20 protein-coding genes are annotated in these 20842 nt (G+C 65.0%); 10 read left to right on the top strand and 10 right to left on the bottom strand.

Going from position 1 to position 20842, the window contains the following annotated elements:
* The first annotated feature begins 29 nt into the window (after positions 1 to 29).
* The 6 genes from CFE35_RS02265 (at position 30) to CFE35_RS02240 (ending at position 8085) form a co-directional block, all read left to right on the top strand.
* Complete coding sequence (locus CFE35_RS02265; RefSeq protein ID WP_292927496.1) at positions 30 to 1064, top strand: glycosyltransferase family 2 protein; 1035 nt, start codon at positions 30 to 32, stop codon at positions 1062 to 1064.
* Complete coding sequence (locus tag CFE35_RS02260) at positions 1057 to 1761, top strand: class I SAM-dependent methyltransferase (protein ID WP_292927494.1); 705 nt, start codon at positions 1057 to 1059, stop codon at positions 1759 to 1761. Before CFE35_RS02265 ends, CFE35_RS02260 begins: the two co-directional genes overlap by 8 nt.
* 15 nt (positions 1762 to 1776) lie before the next feature.
* Positions 1777 to 3747 (top strand): GtrA family protein, encoded by a 1971-nt coding sequence (locus tag CFE35_RS02255; protein WP_292927492.1) that lies wholly within the window; start codon positions 1777 to 1779, stop codon positions 3745 to 3747.
* 118 nt (positions 3748 to 3865) lie between these two features.
* The gene (locus CFE35_RS02250; protein WP_292927490.1) at positions 3866 to 5386 is read left to right on the top strand and encodes a CpaF family protein; all 1521 of its coding nucleotides are present in this window, start codon (positions 3866 to 3868) and stop codon (positions 5384 to 5386) included.
* Positions 5387 to 5430: 44 nt separating this feature from the next.
* Positions 5431 to 6333: a DMT family transporter gene (locus CFE35_RS02245; RefSeq protein ID WP_292927488.1), complete on the top strand. Its 903-nt coding sequence runs from the start codon at positions 5431 to 5433 to the stop codon at positions 6331 to 6333.
* 78 nt (positions 6334 to 6411) lie between these two features.
* Positions 6412 to 8085, top strand: a complete 1674-nt coding sequence (locus CFE35_RS02240; RefSeq protein WP_292927486.1) for an FAD-dependent oxidoreductase — start codon at positions 6412 to 6414, stop codon at positions 8083 to 8085.
* Here the strand turns inward: CFE35_RS02240 and CFE35_RS02235 are convergent.
* On the bottom strand, positions 8082 to 9638 hold the full coding sequence (locus tag CFE35_RS02235) for a long-chain-fatty-acid--CoA ligase (RefSeq protein ID WP_292927484.1): 1557 nt from the start codon (positions 9636 to 9638) through the stop codon (positions 8082 to 8084). The two genes, CFE35_RS02240 and CFE35_RS02235, sit on opposite strands and share 4 nt — an antisense overlap.
* Before the next feature lie 132 nt (positions 9639 to 9770).
* On the opposite strand from CFE35_RS02235, the gene CFE35_RS02230 reads away from it, so the two are divergent.
* Positions 9771 to 9908: an Entericidin EcnA/B family protein gene (locus CFE35_RS02230; RefSeq protein ID WP_292927482.1), complete on the top strand. Its 138-nt coding sequence runs from the start codon at positions 9771 to 9773 to the stop codon at positions 9906 to 9908.
* Positions 9909 to 9914: 6 nt separating this feature from the next.
* On the opposite strand, the gene CFE35_RS02225 is transcribed toward CFE35_RS02230, so the two are convergent.
* Genes CFE35_RS02225 through CFE35_RS02195 form a run of 7 tightly spaced genes read right to left on the bottom strand, consistent with a single transcriptional unit; the run spans position 9915 to position 14806 of the window.
* Positions 9915 to 11192, bottom strand: coding sequence for a deoxyguanosinetriphosphate triphosphohydrolase (locus CFE35_RS02225; protein ID WP_292927480.1), 1278 nt, complete (start codon positions 11190 to 11192; stop codon positions 9915 to 9917).
* Complete coding sequence (locus tag CFE35_RS02220) at positions 11137 to 11472, bottom strand: hypothetical protein (RefSeq protein ID WP_292927478.1); 336 nt, start codon at positions 11470 to 11472, stop codon at positions 11137 to 11139. Before CFE35_RS02220 ends, CFE35_RS02225 begins: the two co-directional genes overlap by 56 nt.
* A 25-nt stretch (positions 11473 to 11497) precedes the next feature.
* Positions 11498 to 11809 carry a hypothetical protein gene (locus CFE35_RS02215; protein WP_292927476.1) on the bottom strand — a complete coding sequence of 104 codons (312 nt, stop codon included), beginning with the start codon at positions 11807 to 11809 and terminating at the stop codon, positions 11498 to 11500.
* A 22-nt stretch (positions 11810 to 11831) separates the two neighbouring features.
* Positions 11832 to 13247 (bottom strand): NAD(P)(+) transhydrogenase (Re/Si-specific) subunit beta, encoded by a 1416-nt coding sequence (locus tag CFE35_RS02210; protein ID WP_292927474.1) that lies wholly within the window; start codon positions 13245 to 13247, stop codon positions 11832 to 11834.
* A complete protein-coding gene (locus tag CFE35_RS02205; RefSeq protein WP_292927472.1) occupies positions 13247 to 13531 on the bottom strand; it encodes a proton-translocating transhydrogenase family protein in 285 nt (94 codons plus the stop codon). Before CFE35_RS02205 ends, CFE35_RS02210 begins: the two co-directional genes overlap by 1 nt.
* A gap of 11 nt (positions 13532 to 13542) precedes the next feature.
* The gene (locus CFE35_RS02200; protein ID WP_292927470.1) at positions 13543 to 14673 is read right to left on the bottom strand and encodes an NAD(P) transhydrogenase subunit alpha; all 1131 of its coding nucleotides are present in this window, start codon (positions 14671 to 14673) and stop codon (positions 13543 to 13545) included.
* 7 nt (positions 14674 to 14680) lie between these two features.
* Positions 14681 to 14806, bottom strand: a complete 126-nt coding sequence (locus CFE35_RS02195; RefSeq protein WP_292927468.1) for an aa3-type cytochrome c oxidase subunit IV — start codon at positions 14804 to 14806, stop codon at positions 14681 to 14683.
* A 157-nt stretch (positions 14807 to 14963) separates the two neighbouring features.
* On the opposite strand from CFE35_RS02195, the gene CFE35_RS02190 reads away from it, so the two are divergent.
* The 3 genes from CFE35_RS02190 to CFE35_RS02180 are packed head-to-tail and all read left to right on the top strand — an operon-like array spanning position 14964 to position 18410.
* Positions 14964 to 16382: a sigma-54 dependent transcriptional regulator gene (locus CFE35_RS02190; RefSeq protein ID WP_292927466.1), complete on the top strand. Its 1419-nt coding sequence runs from the start codon at positions 14964 to 14966 to the stop codon at positions 16380 to 16382.
* A gap of 32 nt (positions 16383 to 16414) precedes the next feature.
* Positions 16415 to 17197 carry an SDR family oxidoreductase gene (locus CFE35_RS02185; RefSeq protein ID WP_292927464.1) on the top strand — a complete coding sequence of 261 codons (783 nt, stop codon included), beginning with the start codon at positions 16415 to 16417 and terminating at the stop codon, positions 17195 to 17197.
* Between the two features lie 40 nt (positions 17198 to 17237).
* On the top strand, positions 17238 to 18410 hold the full coding sequence (locus CFE35_RS02180) for a CoA transferase (protein ID WP_292927462.1): 1173 nt from the start codon (positions 17238 to 17240) through the stop codon (positions 18408 to 18410).
* Here the strand turns inward: CFE35_RS02180 and folP are convergent.
* Positions 18391 to 19500, bottom strand: coding sequence for a dihydropteroate synthase (gene folP / locus CFE35_RS02175; RefSeq protein WP_292927460.1), 1110 nt, complete (start codon positions 19498 to 19500; stop codon positions 18391 to 18393). The two genes, CFE35_RS02180 and folP, sit on opposite strands and share 20 nt — an antisense overlap.
* 112 nt (positions 19501 to 19612) lie before the next feature.
* Entirely contained in the window at positions 19613 to 20767 is a 1155-nt protein-coding gene (locus CFE35_RS02170) for a site-specific DNA-methyltransferase (protein ID WP_292927458.1), read from the bottom strand.
* Positions 20768 to 20842: the final 75 nt, after the last annotated feature.

Genomic DNA, 20842 nt, shown 5'->3' with positions numbered 1-20842 from the left:
CTAACCGCCGCAAGGCAGGAGGCGATTTGATGGTGGATCACATTCCCGGACGGGATGCTGCAGCCGGGTTGCAAGGCCCCGCCCTGTCCGTTGTCATCCCCTGCTACAACGAAGCGGATGGCCTCGCGGAACTGCACCGCCGCCTCGTCGCCGCCATCGAACCCCATTTCGCCGATGATTTCGAGATCGTGCTTGTCAACGATGGCTCGCGCGATGCGACCTGGGCCAACATGGTGGCCATTTCTGATGCCGATCCGCGCGTGCTGTGCGTCAATCTTGCGCGCAATCATGGCCACCAGCTCGCGCTTACCGCCGGGCTGGGGCAGGCAGCGGGCGAGCTGATCTTCATCCTCGATGCCGATCTGCAAGATCCCCCGGAACTGATCGGCCCGATGCTGGAGCTGATCCGCGCAGGCAACGATGTCGTCTATGGCCAGCGCCGCAAGCGCGAAGGCGAAACCGCGTTCAAGCGCGTCACCGCCGCCGCGTTCTACCGCGTGCTCGACCGGCTCGTCGATGTCGACATACCGCGCGATACGGGCGATTTCCGCCTGATGACACGCCGCGTGCTGAATGTCCTGCAGGCGATGCCCGAACGCTACCGCTTCGTGCGCGGCATGGTCAGCTGGGTCGGTTTCAAGCAGGCCCCCCTGCAATATGATCGCGATGCCCGCTTCACGGGTGAGACCAAGTACCCGCTGCACAAGATGATTTCCTTCGCGATCGACGCGATCACCAGCTTCTCGGTCGCGCCCTTGCGCATCGCTTCGTGGATGGGCGTCTGCGCCGGATTGGGCGCGCTGCTGATGCTCGGCTATGTGCTCGGCGCGTGGATCCTCGGCTATGCGATCAGCGGGTGGACCTCCACGCTGGCGATCATCCTCGTGCTTGGCTCCACCCAGCTGATGATCCTTGGCATCATGGGCGAATACCTCGGGCGCATGTATATGGAAGCCAAGCGCCGCCCGCTCTATATCATCGAGCAGGTCCACGGGGTGCGCGGTGCGCGCGGGAACGCCGTCCACCAGTTGCACGAAAGCATCAAGGAGCGCGTCAATGGGTGAAGTGCTCACCGTTTCCGCCGAGTTCGATGCTGTCGCGCAGGACTACCGCGCCCAGCACGCCCATTCCACCGGCGTCTCCGAAGACGCACTCGATTACTTCGCCAGCTACAAGATCGAATACGTCCGGCAGCTGTGGCGCGAAAAGGGCCGCACCCCGCGCACGATCATGGATTTCGGCGCAGGCATCGGCAACGCCCTCGCCCCGATGCACGAAGCCTTCCCGGAGGCCGAGATCATCGCGCTCGACGTCTCGCGCGCCAGCCTCGATCTGGTAGACGCGCAGGCCATCCCGCAGGTGCGCACCCTGGCCTATGACGGGCTGCACGTGCCCCTGCCCGATGCCAGCCTCGACTGTGTGTTCATTGCCTGCGTGTTTCACCATATCCCCGCCGAACACCACATCGCGCTGCTGAAAGAGCTGCGCCGCGTGCTGCGTCCCGATGGCGTGCTGGTGCTGTTCGAGCACAACCCGCTCAATCCCCTCACCCGCCTCGCCGTCGCCCGCTGCGAGTTCGACCGCGATGCCGTGCTGATCGGCGCGGGCGAGATGCACCGCCGCCTCAAGGCGGGCGGCTTCATTCGCACGGAACGCAAGTTCTGCCTGTTCTTCCCGCCGGTTCTGGCCCTGCTGCGCCCGCTGGAACGGTTCATCGGCTGGCTGCCGCTGGGCGCGCAGTATCATCTGGTCGGCAGCTGAATGGACGAGGGTTGAATGGACGAGGGTCCACCCTCTTCTGCGCCTGATCGGCCTTCTGCCGCTGCCCTGCCCCCGATTGTCCGCTTCGCCATCACCGGCGTCGGCAATTCGGTGGTGGGCTTTGCGGTGCTGCTCTTCGCACTGAAGCTCGGCTTTACCGACATCGCCGCCAACCTCACCGGCTTTGCTGCGGGGCTGACGCTGGGCTTTGTCGCCAACCGGCAGTGGACATTCGCGGTGGAGGGCCGCGTCAGCCTTGGGGAGATCGTGCGCTATCTCACCGGGTTCGCGTTGGCATGGTCGCTGAACATCGCGGTTGTCGTGGCTGGAATCCGTGCCGGATATGCCGGTTCCCCCCTGATCCACCTTGCGGGGATCGCGACCTATTCGCTGGCGTTCTTCTTCATCTCGCGCAGCTTCGTATTTGCCCCGCGCCCCGAAACGTCCGCGCCGCAGGACTGGCTCGGTGAGAGCATCGTGGTGCCGGCTGCTGCGCTGTTGATGCTCGTCATGCGCCACCTGCCGCTGACCCATGATGTGATCTGGCAGCTGTGGATTTCGCGCCAGATGCTCGGCGGGGTCGAGCTCTACAGCCAGATCAACGAGATCAATCCGCCACTGTGGTTCTGGATGGCCATGCCGCTGCACCGCATTGCAGCCGCGCTCGCCCTGCCCGCGCCGACGATCCTCGTGTGGTTCATCCTGCTGCTCGCGCTCGCCTCCGCGCTGCTCGTGGGCCGGATTGGCCGCTTCGAGGGTCCGCGCGAACGGGCCTTCGCGATGGTGATGACGCTGGTGATCGGCCTGTTCACCTCGCTCTACGATTTCGGCCAGCGCGAACAGATCCTGCTGATCGGCGCGATCCCCTATGCCCTGCTGATCGCCGCACGCATCCGGGGCGAACGGCCCCCCGCCTTGCTGGCCGCCACCATCGGCCTGCTCGCGGCGCCGGGTTTTGCGCTCAAGCACTATTTCGTGCTCGCCCCGCTCGGTCTGGAAGTGCTGCTGCTGTGGCACCTGCGCCGCGCATGGCGGCCGCTGCGGGTTGAAACGCTGGTTCTGGCCCTCCTCGGCGGGGCTTATGCCCTCGCCGTCTTCACGCTTGCACCCGCATTCCTTGCGGTGATCGTGCCGATGGTGAAGGCCGCCTACTTCGGGTTCGAAACGCCGGTGTGGATGTGGTTCGACGAGCCGATCCAGGCCTTCTGGCTGCTCATCCTCCTCGCGCTCGTGGCTTCCGGTGCGCACCGCCAGTTTCGCGCGCGGCCGGAATTTCAGGTCTTCGCGCTGGCGGCGCTGGCTTTCCTCGCGGCCTACTTCCTCCAGCGCAAGGGCTGGCAATACCACGCCGTGCCGGTCAGCGGCATGCTGCTGATGCTGCTCGCCAGCCTCGGCTTTGCGCATGGCCAGCGCCTCGCCGATCTCAAGGCGCGCCCGCTGGTCTGCCTTGTCATCGCCATGTACCTCTCGTTCAGTTTTCTGGAGCGCCCCTACGACAACGAGCGCGAACCGTTCGTCGGGCGCTACATCGATCAGGCTCCGGCAGGTTCGGCCGTGCTGATCATGGCGAGCAATCCGATGTGGGGCTGGCCTGCGGTCGAGCACCGCCACCGCGTGTGGGCGAGTCGCTACGGCGCGCTGTGGATGCTGCCCGCTTTTGGCCGCGCCCGCACCGATCACACCGAAACCCCCGCGCTTCTCGCCCTTGAGCAGACCGTGCGGCAGGAGAACTATGTTGATATGGCCTGCGCCGCGCCCGGCCTGATCCTGATCGAGAACCACGAGCCCAATTTCCTGACCCGGCCGATCAACTTCGACACCCTTGCATTCTTCTCCCAGGACAAACCCTTCCGCGACTACCTCGCCGCGAACTACCGCCTGATCGATAAAGGTTTTTATCTGCGCGCCTATCTGCGCAAAACCGCAATTGCGGCGCATCGCCCGCCCGGCTGCCGCTCCGTGGTGCCCCCTTTCGGCACAGAATGACACATTTCGGGACCAGTTTAGGAAATCCTGAAGGTTTCGGCGGTATTCACCACGCATCGGAAGCTCGTGCTGACCATTGCCAGTGCAATGCTTCCGCGTTGAAAACAGGGATATCTGCATGAGCGCATTTGGCCGCAAACCCGGAGCCAGTGGGGGCAGCACTGCGATGCGCCCGTCGTTCGGCGTGGCGCGCCCGATGAAATCGGGCGACAGTTCGGCGCCGCCCGCACCGGTGCCGGTGGGCGGTGAACAGTTCCCGCCGCTCCCGACCATGGATGCTGCCGCCGACTCCGGTGCCAACAACAAGTCAGACGCGATGACCCGGCTTGCGGACCGCATCAACGGGGTCAACGAACCGGGCTACAAGGCCGAAGGCTTCGAAGCCTCGGTCCACAAGATCAAGGAGCAGGTGCTGCCGCGCCTGCTCGAACGCGTCGATCCCGAAGCGGCGGCCACGCTGACCAAGGAAGAGCTTTCCGAGGAATTCCGCCCGATCATCATGGAAGTGCTGGCCGAACTGAAGGTCACGCTCAACCGGCGTGAACAGTTCGCGCTCGAAAAGGTGCTGATCGACGAGCTGCTTGGCTTCGGCCCGCTCGAGGAGCTGCTCAACGACCCGGAAATCACCGATATCATGGTGAACGGGCCGGAGCAGACCTACATCGAAAAGAAGGGCAAGCTGGTCATCGCGCCGATCCGGTTCCGCGATGAAAGCCATTTGTTCCAGATCGCCCAGCGCATCGTGAACCAGGTCGGCCGCCGCGTCGACCAGACCACGCCGCTGGCCGACGCTCGCCTCAAGGACGGCAGCCGCGTCAACGTCATCGTGCCGCCGCTTTCGCTGCGTGGCACTGCGATCTCGATTCGTAAATTTTCCGAGAAGCCAATCACGATCGACATGCTGCGCGATTTCGGCTCGATGTCGGACAAGATGGCCACCGCGCTCAAGATTGCCGGTGCCTGCCGCATGAACGTCGTCATCTCGGGGGGGACGGGTTCGGGCAAGACGACCATGCTCAACGCGCTTTCCAAGATGATTGATCCCGGCGAGCGCGTGCTGACCATTGAAGACGCCGCCGAACTTCGCCTCCAGCAGCCGCACTGGCTGCCGCTCGAAACCCGCCCGCCCAACCTTGAAGGCCAGGGCGCGATCACCATCGGCGATCTAGTGAAGAACGCGCTGCGTATGCGTCCTGACCGGATCATCCTGGGCGAAATTCGCGGCGCGGAGTGCTTCGACTTGCTCGCCGCGATGAACACCGGCCACGATGGCTCGATGTGCACCCTCCACGCCAACAGCCCGCGCGAATGCCTTGGCCGTATGGAAAACATGATCCTGATGGGCGACATCAAGATCCCCAAGGAAGCCATCAGCCGCCAGATCGCCGAATCGGTCGATCTCATCGTTCAGGTCAAGCGTCTGCGCGATGGTTCGCGCCGCACCACCAACATCACCGAAGTGATCGGGATGGAAGGCGATGTTATCGTGACGCAGGAACTGTTCAAGTTCGAGTATCTGGACGAAACCGACGACGGCAAGATCATCGGCGAGTTCCGCCCTTCGGGCCTTCGCCCCTATACGCTGGAAAAGGCGCGCCAGTTCGGCTTCGATCAGGCCTATCTTGAAGCCTGCCTTTGATCTGAACACTTGATCGGCGCGGTCCCTGCCCTATGGCCGGGACCATGCCGGTCAACCAACGCCCGATATATGCTCTGGCGCTGCGCCTCATGGCCATGCTGGCGCTGTCGGCGATGCTGCTGCTGGTGAAGCTTACCGGCGAACGCGGCATTCCCCTCACCGAAACCCTGTTCTGGCGGCAGTTCCTGCCCGGCATCGCGCTACTGGGCTGGCTGGCCTCGCGCGGCGAGCTCGCGCGCCTGCGCACGCAGCGCCTGTGGAGCCACGCCCGCCGCGCTTTCGTCGGCGGTACCGGCATGTTCTTCACGCTTGGCGTCGTGCAGATCCTGCCGCTGGCCGAAGCGACCGTGCTGGGCTTCACTTCCCCCATCTTCGCGGTGATGCTGGCAGCCGGGCTGCTGGGCGAAAAGGTCGGCCCCTGGCGCTGGATGGCGGTGCTGCTGGGCCTTGCGGGGATCGTGATCATCGCCGGGCCAGACCGCGCGCATATCCCGCTGAACGGCCTTGCCACCGGCATCTGCGCGGCCTTCCTGGTTGCCGTGATCTCGATCCAGCTGCGTGATCTGGGGCGCACCGAAGAGCCGGTGAGCGTGGTGTTCTGGTTCTCCGCCTTCTGCACGCCCGTTCTGGCGCTGTTCTTCTTCCGCAACGGGTCGCCGCACCACGATCTGGCAGGCTGGGCCATGCTCGCAGGCATCGGCGCAACAGGCCTTGCCGCGCAGCTGCTGATGACGGCGGCGCTGCGCTACGGCAGCGTCGCCAGCGTGATTGTCATGGACTATTCGCAGTTCGGCTGGGCCACGCTGTGGGGCTGGCTGGTATTTGCCCACGTGCCGGGGCCGCAGACCTGGATCGGCGCGCCTGCGATCATTGCCGCTGGCCTCATCATCGCCTGGCGCGAACAAGTGCGCGGCAGCGCCGCCGGGCCAAGGCCGCCCGCCGCCTGACCTTCGCCCTCCCATATTCGCCAGCTAGGCGGTGCCCCGGTGCGGGGGCAACGTGGCGCGCAGCGGAGAGGAAAAACAATGACATCGCAATCAGCGGGGCAATCAGCCGGAGAAGCCGCGGGCGCGTTCAACTTGGTCGTCGTGGGCAGCGGCGCCGCAGGGCTGGTCGCGGCGATCACCGCATCGCAGTGCGGCCTGCGCCCGCTGATCATCGAAAAGGCCGATGGCTGGGGCGGCACCACCGCTACCTCGGGCGGGGTGCTGTGGGTGCCCGGCAATCCGGTCATGGTCGCCGATGGTGATGTCGAGGATCCTGCCAAGGTCCGCCGCTATGTCGAAGGGCTGCTGGGCGAAGCGGACGCGCGCAATCTGGCCAAGGCCCATGCCTTTCTCGAAACCGCGCCTGCCATGGCGCGCATGCTGGCAGGCGAAGGCATTCGCTGGATCCGCAGCCGCACCCACCCGGATTATTACCCCCACGTCGATGGCACTGGCATTGGCCGCACGCTGGAATCCGCCGAGTTCGACGGCACCGCGCTGGGCGAACGCTTCGCCACGATGCGGGGCGCGGCGCTCGACGTTCCGGCGCTCAGCAGCGACCAGTTCGGCACGGTTGCGCTGGCGAAATCGCGGCTCGGGCCGCTGGTTGAAACCGCGCTGACCGTCGGGCGCTACAAGCTGAAGCGGATGCTCGGCAAGAAGCCGCTGGGCAATGGCCGCGCGCTGGTGGCCGCGCTGATGCAGATCGTCATGGCGCGCGGCATTGAACTGCGCCTCGGCACCGCGATGGTCGAACTGGTCACCGATCACGGCGCGGTGACGGGCGTTGTCGTCGAGCGCGGCGGGCGGCGGGAAACGCTCCCCGCGCCTGCCGGGGTCGTGCTCACGGCGGGCGGTTTCTCGCGCAATCCCGCCTTGCGCAAGCAACTGCAAGGCCGTGATCAGGTCTGGCCGAATGCGATCCCCGAAGACACCGGCGATGCGCTGGCCGCCGGTCTCGCGGTGGGCGCGGATCACGAACGGACGGACGATAGCTGGTGGATGCCCTCGATCCAGATCGACGATAGCGCCAATGCCCTTGCGCTAGGCCTGCGCGCGCTGCCCGGCAGCATCGTCGTGAACGCCGAGGGGCAGCGCTACATGAACGAGGCGGCCTCCTACATGACCACGGGCCGCGTGATGTTCGAACACGGCGCCGCTACCAGCCAGCACTGGCTGATCATGGACGGCAAGTTCCTGAACAAATACGTTTTTGCCGAGCTTTCGCAGGCCCGTGTTCGCGCGAAGATGCTGAAGACGGGAACCCTCCACCAGGCCCCCACCATCGCCGCCCTCGCCCAGCAATGCGGCCTCCCGACCGCCGCGCTCGAAGCCACGGTCGCGCGCTTCAATGCCTTCGCCAAGGCCGGGCGCGACGAGGATTTCGCGCGCGGCGACACCGCCTACGATCGCCACTGGGCCGATCCGGCGCACAAACCGAACGCCAGCCTCGGCGCGCTCGAGAACGGGCCGTTCTGGGCAGCCCTCATCCGCCCCGGTGATCTCGGCACCAACGGCGGGCTCAAGACCGACGAGAACGCACGCGTGCTCGATACGGCGAACAAGCCCATCACCGGGCTCTATGCCGCGGGCAATTCGGCCAGTTCGCCCTTCGGCCGGACCTATCCCGGCGCAGGGGCGACCATCGCGGCGGCGGCCACGTTCGGCCACCTCGCCGCGATTCATGCCGCCAAGCGTTACAGCAACGCCTAGTTGACCTGCCGGTCCATGCCTGCCCAGTAAGGCTCGCGCAGTTCGCGGCGCAGAATCTTGCCCGAAGGATTGCGCGGCAGCGCCGGGATCACGTCGACCGACTTGGGCACCTTGAACCCGGCGATCCGCTCGCGCGCCCACGCGATGACGCTGGCCTCGTCCACCTCGCAGCCATCACGCGGGACGACGCAGGCCTTCACCGCCTCGCCCCAGCGCGCGTCCGGCACGCCGATCACGGCCACTTCGGCGACCTGCGGGTGACCGTAGATCGCGCTTTCCACTTCGGCCGGATAGACGTTCTCCCCGCCCGAAATGATCATGTCCTTGATGCGGTCCTGAATGAAGACATAGCCGTCCTCGTCCATGTAGGCGGCATCGCCGGTGCAGATCCAGCCATCGGGCGTGAGCGTCTTGGCGGTCGCTTCGGGCAATTGCCAGTAATGCAGCATGTTGGCGGGCGAGTGGATCTGGATTTCCCCGACCGTGCGGCGGGGAACTTCGTTGCCTTCGGTATCGACGATGCGGATCACCACCCCCGGGCAAGCCTTGCCCGCCGAGCGCATCCGCTCGTTACCAGCGAGATCGTGATCCGACGGCGGCAGGATGGCGATGGTGCCGGTCGTCTCGGTCATCCCGTACATCTGCATGAAATCGGCGTTGGGGATGGTGGTGACTGCCTGGCGCAGCAATTCGAGCGGGATCGGTGCCGCGCCGTAGAGCACGTAGCGCAGCTTCGAGAAATCAGTCGACTGGGCCAGCGGATGCTGGATCAGCATCTGCAGCGCGGCGGGGACGATGAAGAACCGGGTGATCCCCTGCCCGATTGCCGTCAAGGCGCCTTCGGCCGTGAATTCGGCTTGGATGATCGCGCGTGCGCCGCCGCAGAACGCCATCGTGCCAAGGCCCGTTCCACCGATATGCGCACAGGGCATGCACACCAGAATGGCATCGTCATCGTGCCATTCGGCCCAGGGCAGCCCGGCCTCGAGCGCAGGTCCGCGCAGGCCCATGAAATTGCGCTGGCACAGCACCGCGCCCTTGGGCTTGCCGGTGGTGCCCGAAGTGTAGAGCTGGAGGAATGCGGCTTCCGGTTCTGCCGCAACGATGGGATCGGCAGGCGCATTCGGGATCGCGGCCCGCGCTTCACCTTCTTCGATCACTTGCGGCCTGAGCGGCGCGGCGGCGGCAAGTTCGTGCGCGACGGCCTCGAACCCCTCGCCCGCGAACACCAGCTTCGCCCGCGTATCCTCAAGGATATAGGCCATTTCCGCCGGGGCAAGCCGCCAGCCAATCGGCACCATGACGACCCCGATCCGGCCGCAAGTGAGCAGCATCTGGAAGTAGACATCGCAGTTCTTGCCGATCCACGCGATGCGGTCGCCCTTCACCACGCCGTGCGCGGCAAGGAATGCGGCGTAGCGGCGCGAGAACACTTCGAGCTGAGCGAAGGTCGTCTTGCGGCCATCCTGCTCGTGTGAGACGGCATCGGGCTTGTGCTCTGCCCAGTGCCGGAAGAACGCGTCGAATGTCTCGAAACCTGCCGTCTCGCGCATTTGGTCATCCTCTTCATGGTGCCGCTGGTTTCGGGCCGGCCTGCTCACCGCGCATTCACCTGCGCCGTGGCAGGAATACGTGGACAGCGGTTGGCCCCGCGACTTAACCATTCGATTAAAGGGACAAGACCCATGGTACGCAAGGTGATTTTTTCGGTTGCCCTCACCGGCCTGATGCTGGGGATGACGGCGTGCAAGACAGTGAAGGGTCTTGGCGGCGATATCCAGTCGGTCGGACAAGCCGGATCGGACGCGATCCACAAGCGGTGATGGCCTCTAGACGTTACTTAGGCCTTCCGGGCGCTCGCCGAAAAGTTTCGCGTAAGCGTCCATCGCGTACTTGTCGGTCATTCCGGCCATGAAATCAGCGATGTGGCGGCTGCGCGCTGGTTCGCCATTTGGCAGGCTTTCGCGCCAACTCTGAGGCAGATTCTCGGGCGCGGCGCGATAGGCGGCGAAAAGCCGGGCGATGACGGCGCGCGCCCGGTTCGCCGTCTCGACCTGCTCAGGATGCAGGTAGAGCGTCTTGTACATGAAGGCCTTGAGCGTGCGCTCTTCCGCCGCCATGTCCGGCGAAAACCCAGCGAGCGTGCGGCCAGCGGCGCGCACTTCAGCGGCGCTGCTGACGCCGGTTTCCGCAAGACGGCGCTGCGTTTCGCCGATCACATCGTTAACCATGCGGCCGATCTGCCCGCGCACCAGTTCGCGCAGCAACCGGTCACGCGGGGCGCCGGGGAAGCGCACTTCGATATCGCGCCACTGCGCTTCGAGCGACGGCAGCGCGAGCAGCGTATCGAGCGTGAGGAACCCCGCGCGAAGGCCGTCGTCGATGTCGTGGTTGTCGTAGGCGATATCGTCCGAAATCGCGGCGACTTGCGCTTCGAGCGAGGCGTGCTGGGCAAGGTCCAGCGGGAACGCGGCATCAAGCTCGGCCAACGCCCAGGTCGGTTCGTAAACCGGCCCGTTGTGCTTCGCGAGACCTTCGAGCAGCTCCCAGGTGAGGTTCAGCCCCTCATGGCGGGGATAGGGGCTTTCGAGCCGCATCAGGACGCGCAGGGTATTCGCGTTGTGATCGAAGCCGCCGCACGCGGCCATCGCCTCTTCCAGCGCATCCTCTCCCGCATGGCCGAAGGGCGGATGACCGATATCGTGCGCAAGGCAGAGCGCTTCGGTGAGGTCTTCATCCAGCCCCAGCGCGCGGGCGATGACGCGGCCGATCTGTGCAACTTCGAGGCTGTGGGTGAGCCGCACGCGGTAGTGATCGCCATCGGGCGCGATGAATACCTGCGTCTTGTGGCGCAGGCGGCGGAACGCGATGGAGTGGATGATGCGGTCGCGGTCGCGCTGAAACGGGCTGCGCGGGCCGCGCGCGGTTTCCCCGGCGATGGCGAACTCGCGCCCGCGCGAGGCGGCCGGATCGCAGGCCCAGAGCGCGCGCTCCATCATGCCGTGACCTTGATCTTGGGTGAAAGCGTGAGGGAAAAGCGCATGGCGCGCCCTAGCCCGGCTTCCTCTCGGGCGCCAGACCGCTGGCGCAGAGCAGCGCGGAACCAACCGTGACTTCGATCAGTTCCCGGTCGCCCACGCGGCGCACGGTCATCACATAATCCGCGATGGAACGCTTGGGGCTTTGCAGCGCCTGCAACTTGCGGAGCTGGCCGAGCGTGAGCCGGTCGGTCATCCGCTCGGCCATGCAGGCCGCGTTGGGCTGCGAGAGGCCGGCGTCCATCAGCGCAGAACGCACACGGCCCTCGGCCAGCTTGGCCGGGGTGCATCCTGCGAGCATGATCGAAAATGATGACAACGAAATGCCGATCTTGATAATAATTGCCATTTTGCAACCTCTGGAAAGGCAATAATTATTTAAATGCGTCAGCCACTGAATCATCTGAATCAATAGTATCTCGAAGCTTTAAGCCCCTCTTCGTTGCAAAAAAACCGACTACTAGCATCCCTAAAAAGTATAGAAAAAAACCATCAGGACGCCAAGGACCACCGCGAGCAGTAGTGAATCCATAAATAATCGAGGCACAAAAATAAGCAGCTAACGTCGAGCCCACTTTCCCCTTGAGCGGGTCGTTGAAAATTCGCTTAAAAATCAACCATTCCAGAATTTGCTGGAGCACATAAATACCAACAATGCCACCGACCAAAGAGCTAATCTGGAACATCCAAAACCCCCTTTAATCTAGCTCAGTGCGCCAGAGCCTTGTTGATGTCCTCGACCATCTTCTTGGCGTCGGCGAGGAGCATCATGGTCTGGTCCATGTAGAACACGTCGTTGTCGACACCGGCATAACCGACACCGCCCATCGAGCGCTTGATGAACATGACCGTCTTGGCCTTGTCGACGTCGAACACGGGCATCCCGTAGATCGGCGAGGACTTGTCGGTCTTCGCCGCCGGATTGACCACGTCGTTCGCGCCGATGATGAACGCGACGTCGGCTTGCGCGAACTCGCCGTTGATGTCTTCAAGCTCGAAGACTTCATCGTAAGGCACGTTCGCTTCGGCGAGCAGCACGTTCATGTGGCCGGGCATACGGCCCGCGACCGGGTGGATGGCGTACTTGACGTTGACGCCTTCCTTCTTGAGCAGATCGCCCATTTCACGCAGCACGTGCTGGGCCTGCGCCACCGCCATGCCGTAGCCCGGGATGATGATGACGTTTTCGGCTTCCTTCATCAGGTAGGCCGCGTCTTCCGCCGCGCCGCGCTTCCATGGGCGCTGGACCTTGGCCGCGCCGCCGCTGCTCACTTCGGGCGCTGCGCCGAAGCCGCCTGCAATCACCGAGATGAAGCTGCGGTTCATCGCCTTGCACATGATGTACGAGAGGATCGCGCCCGACGAGCCCACGAGCGCGCCGGTGATGATCATCGCGGTATTGTGGAGCGTGAAGCCCATCGCCGCCGCGGCCCAGCCCGAATACGAGTTCAGCATCGAGACGACCACCGGCATGTCCGCGCCGCCGATCGGGATGATCAGCAGGAAACCGATGAGGAACGAGAGCGCGGTGATGACCGCGATCACCCACGGGCTCTGGTCCACGGTGAAATAGCCGACAAGGCCGAGAATGCCGAGCAGCGTGCCGAGGTTGATGGCGTGCCGGCCGGGCAACATGATGGGCGATCCGCTCATGTTGCCGTTGAGCTTGAGGAACGCGATGACCGAGCCCGAGAAGGTGATTGCACCGATGGCGATGCCGAGGCCCATCTCGATCCGGCTCTGCACCTCGATCACCCCGTCCGGCCCGGCAATGCCGAACGCGATGGGGTTGAGGTAAGCGGCAAGACCGACGAGCACCGCCGCCATGCCGACGAGCGAGTGGAAGGCCGCAACGAGCTGCGGCATGTCGGTCATCTTGATCTTGCGCGCGGTGACGAAGCCCAGTCCGCCGCCGACCGCGATAGCGGCGGCGATTTCAGGCAGGCTGGCAAGGCCATGCGTGGCCAACGTGGTGACCATCGCAATGGTCATGCCGACGATGCCATAGCGGTTGCCCGCGCGCGAGGTTGCCGGGCTGGAAAGACCGCGCAGCGCCATGATGAACAGGACGCCAGCGGCCAGATAGGCCAAGCCTACCCAGGAGGGAGGAGCGACGTGTTCCATCACTTCTTCTCCTTCTTCTTGTACATCGCCAGCATGCGCTCGGTGACCGCGAACCCGCCGAAGATGTTGACCGAAGCCAGCACCACCGCGAGCAGCCCCAGCCACTTCGAGACGGCCGAACCTTCAGCCGCTCCCGCAACCAGCGCGCCGACGACGATGACCGACGAAATCGCATTGGTGACCGCCATAAGCGGCGTGTGCAGCGCCGGGGTGACCGACCACACCACGTAATAGCCCACGAAGCAGGCCATCACGAACACACTCAGAATCGAAATGAAGTCCATGTCAGCCCCCCTCAGCCCAGCAGTCGTTCGTTGACGACCTTGCCGCCCTGCGTCAGGCGCACGGCATTGCCGATTTCCTCGTCGAGCACGGGCTTGCCCTGCTCCTTGTCCCAGAAGGCCGAGAGGAAATTGAACAGGTTGCGCGAAAACAGCGCCGAAGCGTCTGCCGCGAGATGCGTGGCGGTGTTGGAATAGCCGATGATCTTGACGCCGTGCTTTTCAACGACCTGATCCGCGACCGAACCTTCCACGTTGCCGCCTGCCGAAACCGCGAGATCGAAGATCACCGAACCGGGCTTCATCGTCGCGATCTGCGCATCGGTGATCAGGCGCGGGGCCGGACGGCCCGGAATCAGCGCGGTGGTGATCACGATATCCTGCTTGGCGATGTGGCTGGAAACCAGTTCGGCCTGCGCCGCCTGATATTCCGGGCTCATCTCGGTGGCATAGCCGCCCGCGCCTTCGCCCTCGATCCCCGCGACGTTCTCCACGAAGATCGGCTTGGCGCCGAGCGACTGGATCTGTTCCTTGGTGGCCGAACGCACGTCAGTTGCGGAAACCTGCCCGCCGAGGCGGCGCGCGGTGGCGATGGCCTGAAGGCCGGCGACGCCGACGCCCATGACGAAGACCTTGGCCGCCGAAACCGTGCCAGCTGCGGTCATCATCATCGGGAAGGCGCGGCCATAAAGGTCCGCTGCCACGATCACGGCCTTGTAGCCCGCGAGGTTCGACTGCGAGGAGAGGATGTCCATCGACTGCGCGCGGGTGATGCGCGGCATGAACTCCATCGCCAGCGCCTCGAGACCCGCCGATGCATAAGCATCGACGCGGGCACGCTGGCCGAAGGGATCGAGCGAGGCAACAACCCACGCGCCGGGCTTGGCGCCCGCCAGCAGCTCAGGCTCCGGCCCCTGGATGCCCAGCACGATATCCGCACCGGCGGCAGCACCGCTGGCGACGATTTCGGCTCCGGCAGCCTGATAGGCCTCGTCGCTGATCGAAGCGGTCATGCCCGCCCCTGCTTCCACGCGCACAGCCGCGCCAAGACCGATGAACTTCTTCACCGTCTCAGGCGTCGCCGACACCCGGTGCTCACCGCTAGCCCGCTCCCGCAGGACCGCGATCGTTGTTGTCGCCCCCATTCGCGGATCAGGCGATGAGATAGATGACGAAAGCCACGATCAGAGCGATCACCGGCGTGGCGACCTTGATCATGCCGACGAAGCCTTCATACGTGGCCGTCGCTGCCTTCATGTTGTTGTTGCTGGCGCCCATGACAAACCCTTCCTGATTGCGTTTTAAACGACCGATTGACCGCATCCTCTAGCGGCCCCTCCACCCCGGCTCAAGCGGAACCGATGCTTTCGCACTTAATCTGGTCTTTACCCAATTGGGCTAGACCCCGGCACTATGCAAAAGGACCGGGGAAGCCATGCCAGAGCCAACTGATCGGCTGCTATTGCTGATCGACGATGAACCGGCGCAATGCCGCCTCATCTCGTCGCTCGCAGCGCGCGAGGGGTGGCGCACGATCATTGCCCGCGATTCCGAGACGGCCATCGCCACACTCGGCACCCGTCAGGGCATGCAGCTCGATGCAATCATTCTGGATCAATGGGTTCCGGGCGACGAGGCTTGCGAGCTGATTGCCGAACTGAAAGCCCGTCGCCCAGCGCTGCCTATCCTGATGATCACCATCAGCGCCTCGCCGCTGCTCGCCGTCGAGGCGATGCGCGCGGGTGCTTCAGACTATCTCATCAAACCCGTCGCGCCCGATCGGCTGCTTCAGGCGCTGCGCAGCGCGGTCCGGCGCGAAGAATCGCCCGATGAACTGCAACCGCTGACGGAAAAGTTTTCCGGCACGCTCGATTTCGATTCGATGATCGGTGCTGCCCCCGGATTCCGCGCCGCGCTGGCCGTGGCGGCAAAGGCCGCGCGCACGCAGAACAGCGTGCTGATCGAAGGCGAAAGCGGCACCGGCAAGGAAATGCTGGTGCGCGCAATGCATGCCGCAAGCCCGCGCTCCAAAGCACCCTTGCGCATCGTGAACGCCGGGGGAATCCCGGCCAACCAGATCGAATCGGTGCTGTTTGGCCATGAAAAGGGCTCGTTTCCGGGGGCCTTCGAACGCCATGTCGGCGCGCTGCAGCATGCCGATGGCGGCACGTTGGTGATCGACGAGATCGACCGGCTGTGCCTGCCCGCGCAGGCCCGCCTCGCGCAGTTCCTCCAGCGCGGCGATATCCAGCCCATCGGCGCGCGCCACAGCTTCCGGCTCGACGTGCGGGTGATCGTGTGCAGCAATGCCGCGCTGGGCGATCTGGTCGACGTCGAGCTGTTCGATCCGGCGCTGCTCGAAGCCTTGAGCGGCGTGCACGTGCATCTGCCTGCGCTGCGCGAACGCGCGGGCGACATTCCGGCGCTGGCCCGCCATTTCCTCACGCGCATCGGCGAACAGCCGGGGCTGAGGCCGCTGGGCATCACCGATGGCGCGCTTTCGTTGCTCGCCGCCTATGATTGGCCGGGCAACGTGCGCCAGCTTCAGGCCACGCTGTTCCGCGCTGCCGTGTTCTGCGACGGCGAGGCGCTGACCGCGCAGGACTTCCCCAACCTTTCAAGCCTGATCGGCGAAACCCCGCGGTCCGCACCGGCGCAGAGCGAGGGGGCAGGCGTCATGCTCTATTCGCCTGACGGCAACTTGCGCCCGCTTGAGGAAATCGAGGCCGACGTCATCCGCCTCGCCATCGGGCACTACCGCGGCCGGATGACCGAAGTGGCGCGGCGGCTCGGCATCGGGCGCTCGACGCTTTATCGCAAGCTCTCAGAACTGGGCATCGACAACGTCGCTTGATGCGGCAGGGGGATCGGGGTTAGCCTGCCCCCATGGCAGGTGAACTCGACTTTTCCGGCAAGACCATTCTTATCACCGGTGCCGCATCGGGGATCGGCGCGGCAACGGCACGCTGGCTCGATGCGCATGGCGCGGCCGAACTGGTGCTTGTCGATATCGACCGCCCGGGGCTCGATGCTCTGGGCCTGGGGTGCAGGATACGGCCTTTTGGCGGCCATGTTGGCGATCCTGCGCTGTGGAATTTGCTCTCGCGCGAAATCGGGCGGCTCGATCACGCGGTGATCAATGCCGGAGTGGCTGGGGCCGGAAAGGCCATCGTCGACCTGGACATCACGGACTGGCGGGCCACGATGGCGGTCAACCTCGATGGCATGTTCCTCGGCCTGCGATGTGCGCTGCGCAACATGATGCGCCCCGCAGCAGATGGCGCGCGTTCCGGCTCGATCGTGCTGATGGGTTCGGTTTCGGGCCTGAAGGGCACTGCGCCGGTGGACTATGGCGCGTCCAAGGCAGCCGTGCTCCACATGGCGCGCATTGCCGCGCATGAAGCAGCGCCCCACGGGATCCGGGTCAATGCGATTGCGCCGGGGGCGGTCGATACGCCGATCTGGGATGCGGCGGGAATGATGCAGCAGGCCATCGCGCAGCACGGCAGCCGCGAGGCCGCCATTGCCGAGATCGGCCGCGCCGGATCGCCGCTGGGCCGCATGGCGAGCGCGGAGGAGATCGCGGCGCAGGTCGGCTTCCTCCTGTCAAATCTGGCAGCGCCCATCACCGGCTCGGTGCTGGTAAGCGATGGTGGATATTCGATCTAGAGCCCGGACTTCATCGGGCCAGCGGGGAGGAAAGCGCATCATGGCCGGGCAGAAGCTGCTGGAAGGCATTCGCATCGTTGATCTGACCAGCGTGGTGTTCGGGCCTTACGCCACCGAAACGCTGGCCGATCTGGGGGCCGATGTGATCAAGGTCGAAGTGCCCGTGGGCGATATCTTCCGCCATGCCGGAAAGGTCGCGGCAACGCCCGGCATGGGGCCGTGCACGCTCAATCTCAACAAGGGCAAGCGCAGCCTCGCGCTCGATCTCAAATCGCCCGAAGGCAAGGCGGCGCTGACTGCGCAGCTCGCCGAAGCCGATGTGTTCATCCACAACGTGCGCGGCAAGCCGATCGAGCGGCTCGGCTTCGGCTATGAGGCGGTCAAGGCGATCAAGCCCGACATCATCTATGTCCACTGCACCGGCTTTGGCTCGGGCGGGCCTTATGGCGATCTTCAGGCCTATGACGACGTGATCCAGGCAGCGACCGGCACGGCCAACCTGCTATCGCGCGTCGATGGCAATCCCGTGCCGCGCTTCCTGCCCTCGCTGATCGCCGACAAGGTTTCAGGGCTACACGGCGCTTATGCGGTGATGGCCGCGATCATTCACAAGCTGCGTTTCGGCGAGGGCCAGTTCGTGGAAGTGCCGATGTTCGAGAGCTTCACGCACTTCATGATGCAGGAGCATCTCTACGGGCTGACGCTGGTGCCACCAAAGGAACCTGCAGGCTATCCACGCCAGCTCGATCCGTTTCGCCAGCCCTTCCCCGCCAAGGACGGCTATGTGGTGATTGTGCCCTATACGCCCGACGCCATCGACACGGTGATTGAGCTGCTCGAAGCGCCCGAATTGGCCGCAGACCCGCGCTTCATCGATTACCCCTCACGCATGCGCAATATCAGCGCGTTCTACGAGGAAATGGCCAAGCGCACGCCGAAGCTGACGATGGCGGAATGGGCGGCGAGGATGGCCGAGCACCAGATCCCCTGCATGCCGGTGCGCGATCTCGATGACATAACCGAAGACCCGCACCTGAAGGCGGTCGATTTCTTCCAGCAGCGCACCCACCCCACTGAAGGCGAATACCTCAAGATGCGGAGTCCGGTAACGTTCTCGGTCGGCGGGTTCGAAGTGCAACCGGCACCGCATATCGGCCAGCACAACGAGGCGCTGGGCGCCCCGCCGCTGCCGGTCAAGCGCCCAGCTGGCTGAAGTCGGTCAGCGCCGCATCGCGCAGGCCGCGCCACACGCGCAGGGCCTGCACGGTTTCGGCCACATCGTGCACGCGCACCATCTGCACGCCCGCTTCGAAGCCCTTGGCCGCCAGCAGCAGCGAGCCGCCGAGGCGCTCATGCGCGGGAGCTTCCCCCGATAGCGCCCCGATCATGCGCTTGCGGCTCGCTCCCAGCAGCAAAGGCTGGCCAAGCGCGTGGAACAGCGGCAGGGCATTGATGAGGGCGAGGTTCTCGGCCAGCGACTTGCCGAAGCCGATGCCGGGATCGAGCAGGATCTTCTCGCGCGCGATGCCGCCCGCGATGGCGGAGTCGCGCCTTTCGCGCAGGGCATCGAACACGTCGAGCACCACGTCGGCATAGTGGCCATCGGCGTGGAGGTCCTTCTCGCCGCCGGGTGCGTGCATCAGGATGACGGGCGCGCCGCTCGCCGCCACGACTTCGATGGATCGCGGATCGTGGCGCAGGGCGGAGACATCGTTGACGATATGTGCGCCTGCCGCGAGTGCTTCGGCCAGCACGGTCGAGCGGCGGCTGTCGATGGAAATGGCCGCGCCGCTGGAGGCAAGCCGCGCGATCACCGGGACGACGCGCTTGGCCTCGTCCCCCTCCCACACCGCAGGCGCGCCGGGGCGCGTGGATTCTCCGCCGACATCGATGATCGCCGCACCCGCTTCCAGCATCGCGGCGGCGTGTTCAAGCGCGGCTTCGGGCTTGTCGAGGAACTTGCCGCCATCGGAAAAGCTGTCGGGCGTGACGTTGAGGATGCCCATGACTTGCGGCTGATCGAGCCGCAGCATGCGCGCGCCGCAAGCCAGCGGGCCATGCTGCATCTTGAGATTGGCCCACTGCGTATGGGCTTCGGCGGCAAGCGCATCAGGCAGAGCGCCGAGTACGGCAACGGCTTCATCGGCACCGAAGCGCTGGCGCGACACGACTTTCGTGCCTTCCCGCACGATCAGCGCAAAGCGTGAAGCATAGACCAGCCCTCCGGCGAGGCGGACCGCCCCGCCCTCCTCGCTCTGCGGGCTTTCGGCAAAACCGATGGGGCGAATGTAGAGCTTTCGCATGGATCAGCGCCGCGCCGCACGCCGGATCGCGCGCATCAGCATCGCGCGCGTCCACTTCGCATGCGCGCGCAGCACGAGCGCATGCGGCATGAGGCCGAGCAGCGGCAGCACGTCAGTCTTCCACCGCAAGCAGGTACAGCTGGCGCAGCGCATCGAGCGGCTTGACCTCGCCCTCGTGCTCGATGTGCCAGAACGTCCAGCCATTGCACGAAGGCGCGCCCTGCACCGCCGAGCCGACGCCGTGGATCGAGCCAGTGGCGGCGTCGGCCATGACCGAACCATCTGCGCGCACACTCGCCGTCCAGCGCCGCTTGCGATCAAACAGCTGCGCCCCCGGCGCGATCATGCCGCTTTCGATCAGCTGGCCGAAGGCGACGCGCGGGGCGCTGCGCTTGCTCATCATCGTGGTGAGCGCGCTTTCATCCAGCGGGAGCGCGGCGGCAATGCGTTCCTCGGCCACCGCGATATAGCTTTCCTCGCGCTCGCAGCCGATGAACTCGCGGCCCAGGCGGCGCGCCACTGCGCCGGTGGTGCCAGTGCCGAAGAAGGGATCGAGCACGACATCGCCGGGATTGGTCGTGGCCAGCATCACGCGGTAGAGCAGTGCCTCGGGCTTCTGCGTGGGGTGGGCCTTCACGCCGTCCTTGCGGATGCGCTCCGGCCCGCCGCAGATCGGCAGCACCCAGTCAGAACGCATCTGGAGCTCGTCGTTGAGCGTCTTCATCGCGCGGTAGTTGAAGGTGTACTTCGCCTTCTCGCTGCGCGAGGCCCAGATCAGGGTTTCGTGCGCATTGGTGAAGCGCGTGCCCTTGAAATTGGGCATCGGGTTGGCCTTGCGCCACACGATGTCGTTGAGGATCCAGAACCCCAGATCCTGCAGCAGCGCGCCGACGCGGAAGATGTTGTGGTACGAACCGATCACCCACAGCGCGCCATCGGGCTTGAGCAGGCGGCGCGCCTCGGTCAGCCATTCGCGGGTGAAGGTGTCGTAGCGTTCGAAGCTGTCGAACTTGTCCCAATCGTCGGTGACGGCATCGACATGGCTGCCATCGGGCCGCGCCAGATCGCCGCCCAATTGCAGGTTGTAGGGCGGATCGGCGAAGATCAGGTCGATCGAGCCGGTGGGCAGCTCGCGCATCCGTTCGATGCAATCGCCGCGCAGGATCTGGCCCAGCGGCAGCGCCAGCTTGCTGATCGTTGCCGCCTGCGCCGCCCGCAGCGCGCGCGCCGCACCTTTTGCCGGACGTTCCTTTGTCAGAGCCACCATTACCGCCTTGTCCCCCGCTGATACGCGCTGACTGGTGAATCATCGCGGACTCGCCGTCAAGCCGCGACTCGCCGG

It is taken from the genome of Novosphingobium sp. PASSN1 (genome assembly GCF_002278815.1).
The sequence above is the reverse complement of the archived record's forward strand: the minus strand, read 5'-3'. Positions and strand labels throughout refer to the sequence as shown.

Excerpts from the sequence above, each read along its gene's own strand:
- CFE35_RS02190 (WP_292927466.1), top strand. The coding sequence starts at position 14,964 with ATGCCAGAGCCAACTGATCGGCTGCTATTGCTGATCGACGATGAACCG.
- CFE35_RS02250 (WP_292927490.1), top strand. The coding sequence starts at position 3,866 with ATGAGCGCATTTGGCCGCAAACCCGGAGCCAGTGGGGGCAGCACTGCG.
- CFE35_RS02265 (WP_292927496.1), top strand. The coding sequence starts at position 30 with ATGGTGGATCACATTCCCGGACGGGATGCTGCAGCCGGGTTGCAAGGC.
- CFE35_RS02260 (WP_292927494.1), top strand. The coding sequence starts at position 1,057 with ATGGGTGAAGTGCTCACCGTTTCCGCCGAGTTCGATGCTGTCGCGCAG.
- CFE35_RS02205 (WP_292927472.1), bottom strand. The coding sequence starts at position 13,531 with ATGGACTTCATTTCGATTCTGAGTGTGTTCGTGATGGCCTGCTTCGTG.
- CFE35_RS02220 (WP_292927478.1), bottom strand. The coding sequence starts at position 11,472 with ATGGCAATTATTATCAAGATCGGCATTTCGTTGTCATCATTTTCGATC.
- CFE35_RS02185 (WP_292927464.1), top strand. The coding sequence starts at position 16,415 with ATGGCAGGTGAACTCGACTTTTCCGGCAAGACCATTCTTATCACCGGT.
- CFE35_RS02255 (WP_292927492.1), top strand. The coding sequence starts at position 1,777 with ATGGACGAGGGTCCACCCTCTTCTGCGCCTGATCGGCCTTCTGCCGCT.
- CFE35_RS02245 (WP_292927488.1), top strand. The coding sequence starts at position 5,431 with ATGCCGGTCAACCAACGCCCGATATATGCTCTGGCGCTGCGCCTCATG.
- CFE35_RS02170 (WP_292927458.1), bottom strand. The coding sequence starts at position 20,767 with ATGGTGGCTCTGACAAAGGAACGTCCGGCAAAAGGTGCGGCGCGCGCG.
- CFE35_RS02240 (WP_292927486.1), top strand. The coding sequence starts at position 6,412 with ATGACATCGCAATCAGCGGGGCAATCAGCCGGAGAAGCCGCGGGCGCG.
- CFE35_RS02210 (WP_292927474.1), bottom strand. The coding sequence starts at position 13,247 with ATGGAACACGTCGCTCCTCCCTCCTGGGTAGGCTTGGCCTATCTGGCC.
- CFE35_RS02180 (WP_292927462.1), top strand. The coding sequence starts at position 17,238 with ATGGCCGGGCAGAAGCTGCTGGAAGGCATTCGCATCGTTGATCTGACC.
- folP (WP_292927460.1), bottom strand. The coding sequence starts at position 19,500 with ATGCGAAAGCTCTACATTCGCCCCATCGGTTTTGCCGAAAGCCCGCAG.
- CFE35_RS02215 (WP_292927476.1), bottom strand. The coding sequence starts at position 11,809 with ATGTTCCAGATTAGCTCTTTGGTCGGTGGCATTGTTGGTATTTATGTG.
- CFE35_RS02235 (WP_292927484.1), bottom strand. The coding sequence starts at position 9,638 with ATGCGCGAGACGGCAGGTTTCGAGACATTCGACGCGTTCTTCCGGCAC.
- CFE35_RS02200 (WP_292927470.1), bottom strand. The coding sequence starts at position 14,673 with ATGGGGGCGACAACAACGATCGCGGTCCTGCGGGAGCGGGCTAGCGGT.
- CFE35_RS02195 (WP_292927468.1), bottom strand. The coding sequence starts at position 14,806 with ATGGGCGCCAGCAACAACAACATGAAGGCAGCGACGGCCACGTATGAA.
- CFE35_RS02230 (WP_292927482.1), top strand. The coding sequence starts at position 9,771 with ATGGTACGCAAGGTGATTTTTTCGGTTGCCCTCACCGGCCTGATGCTG.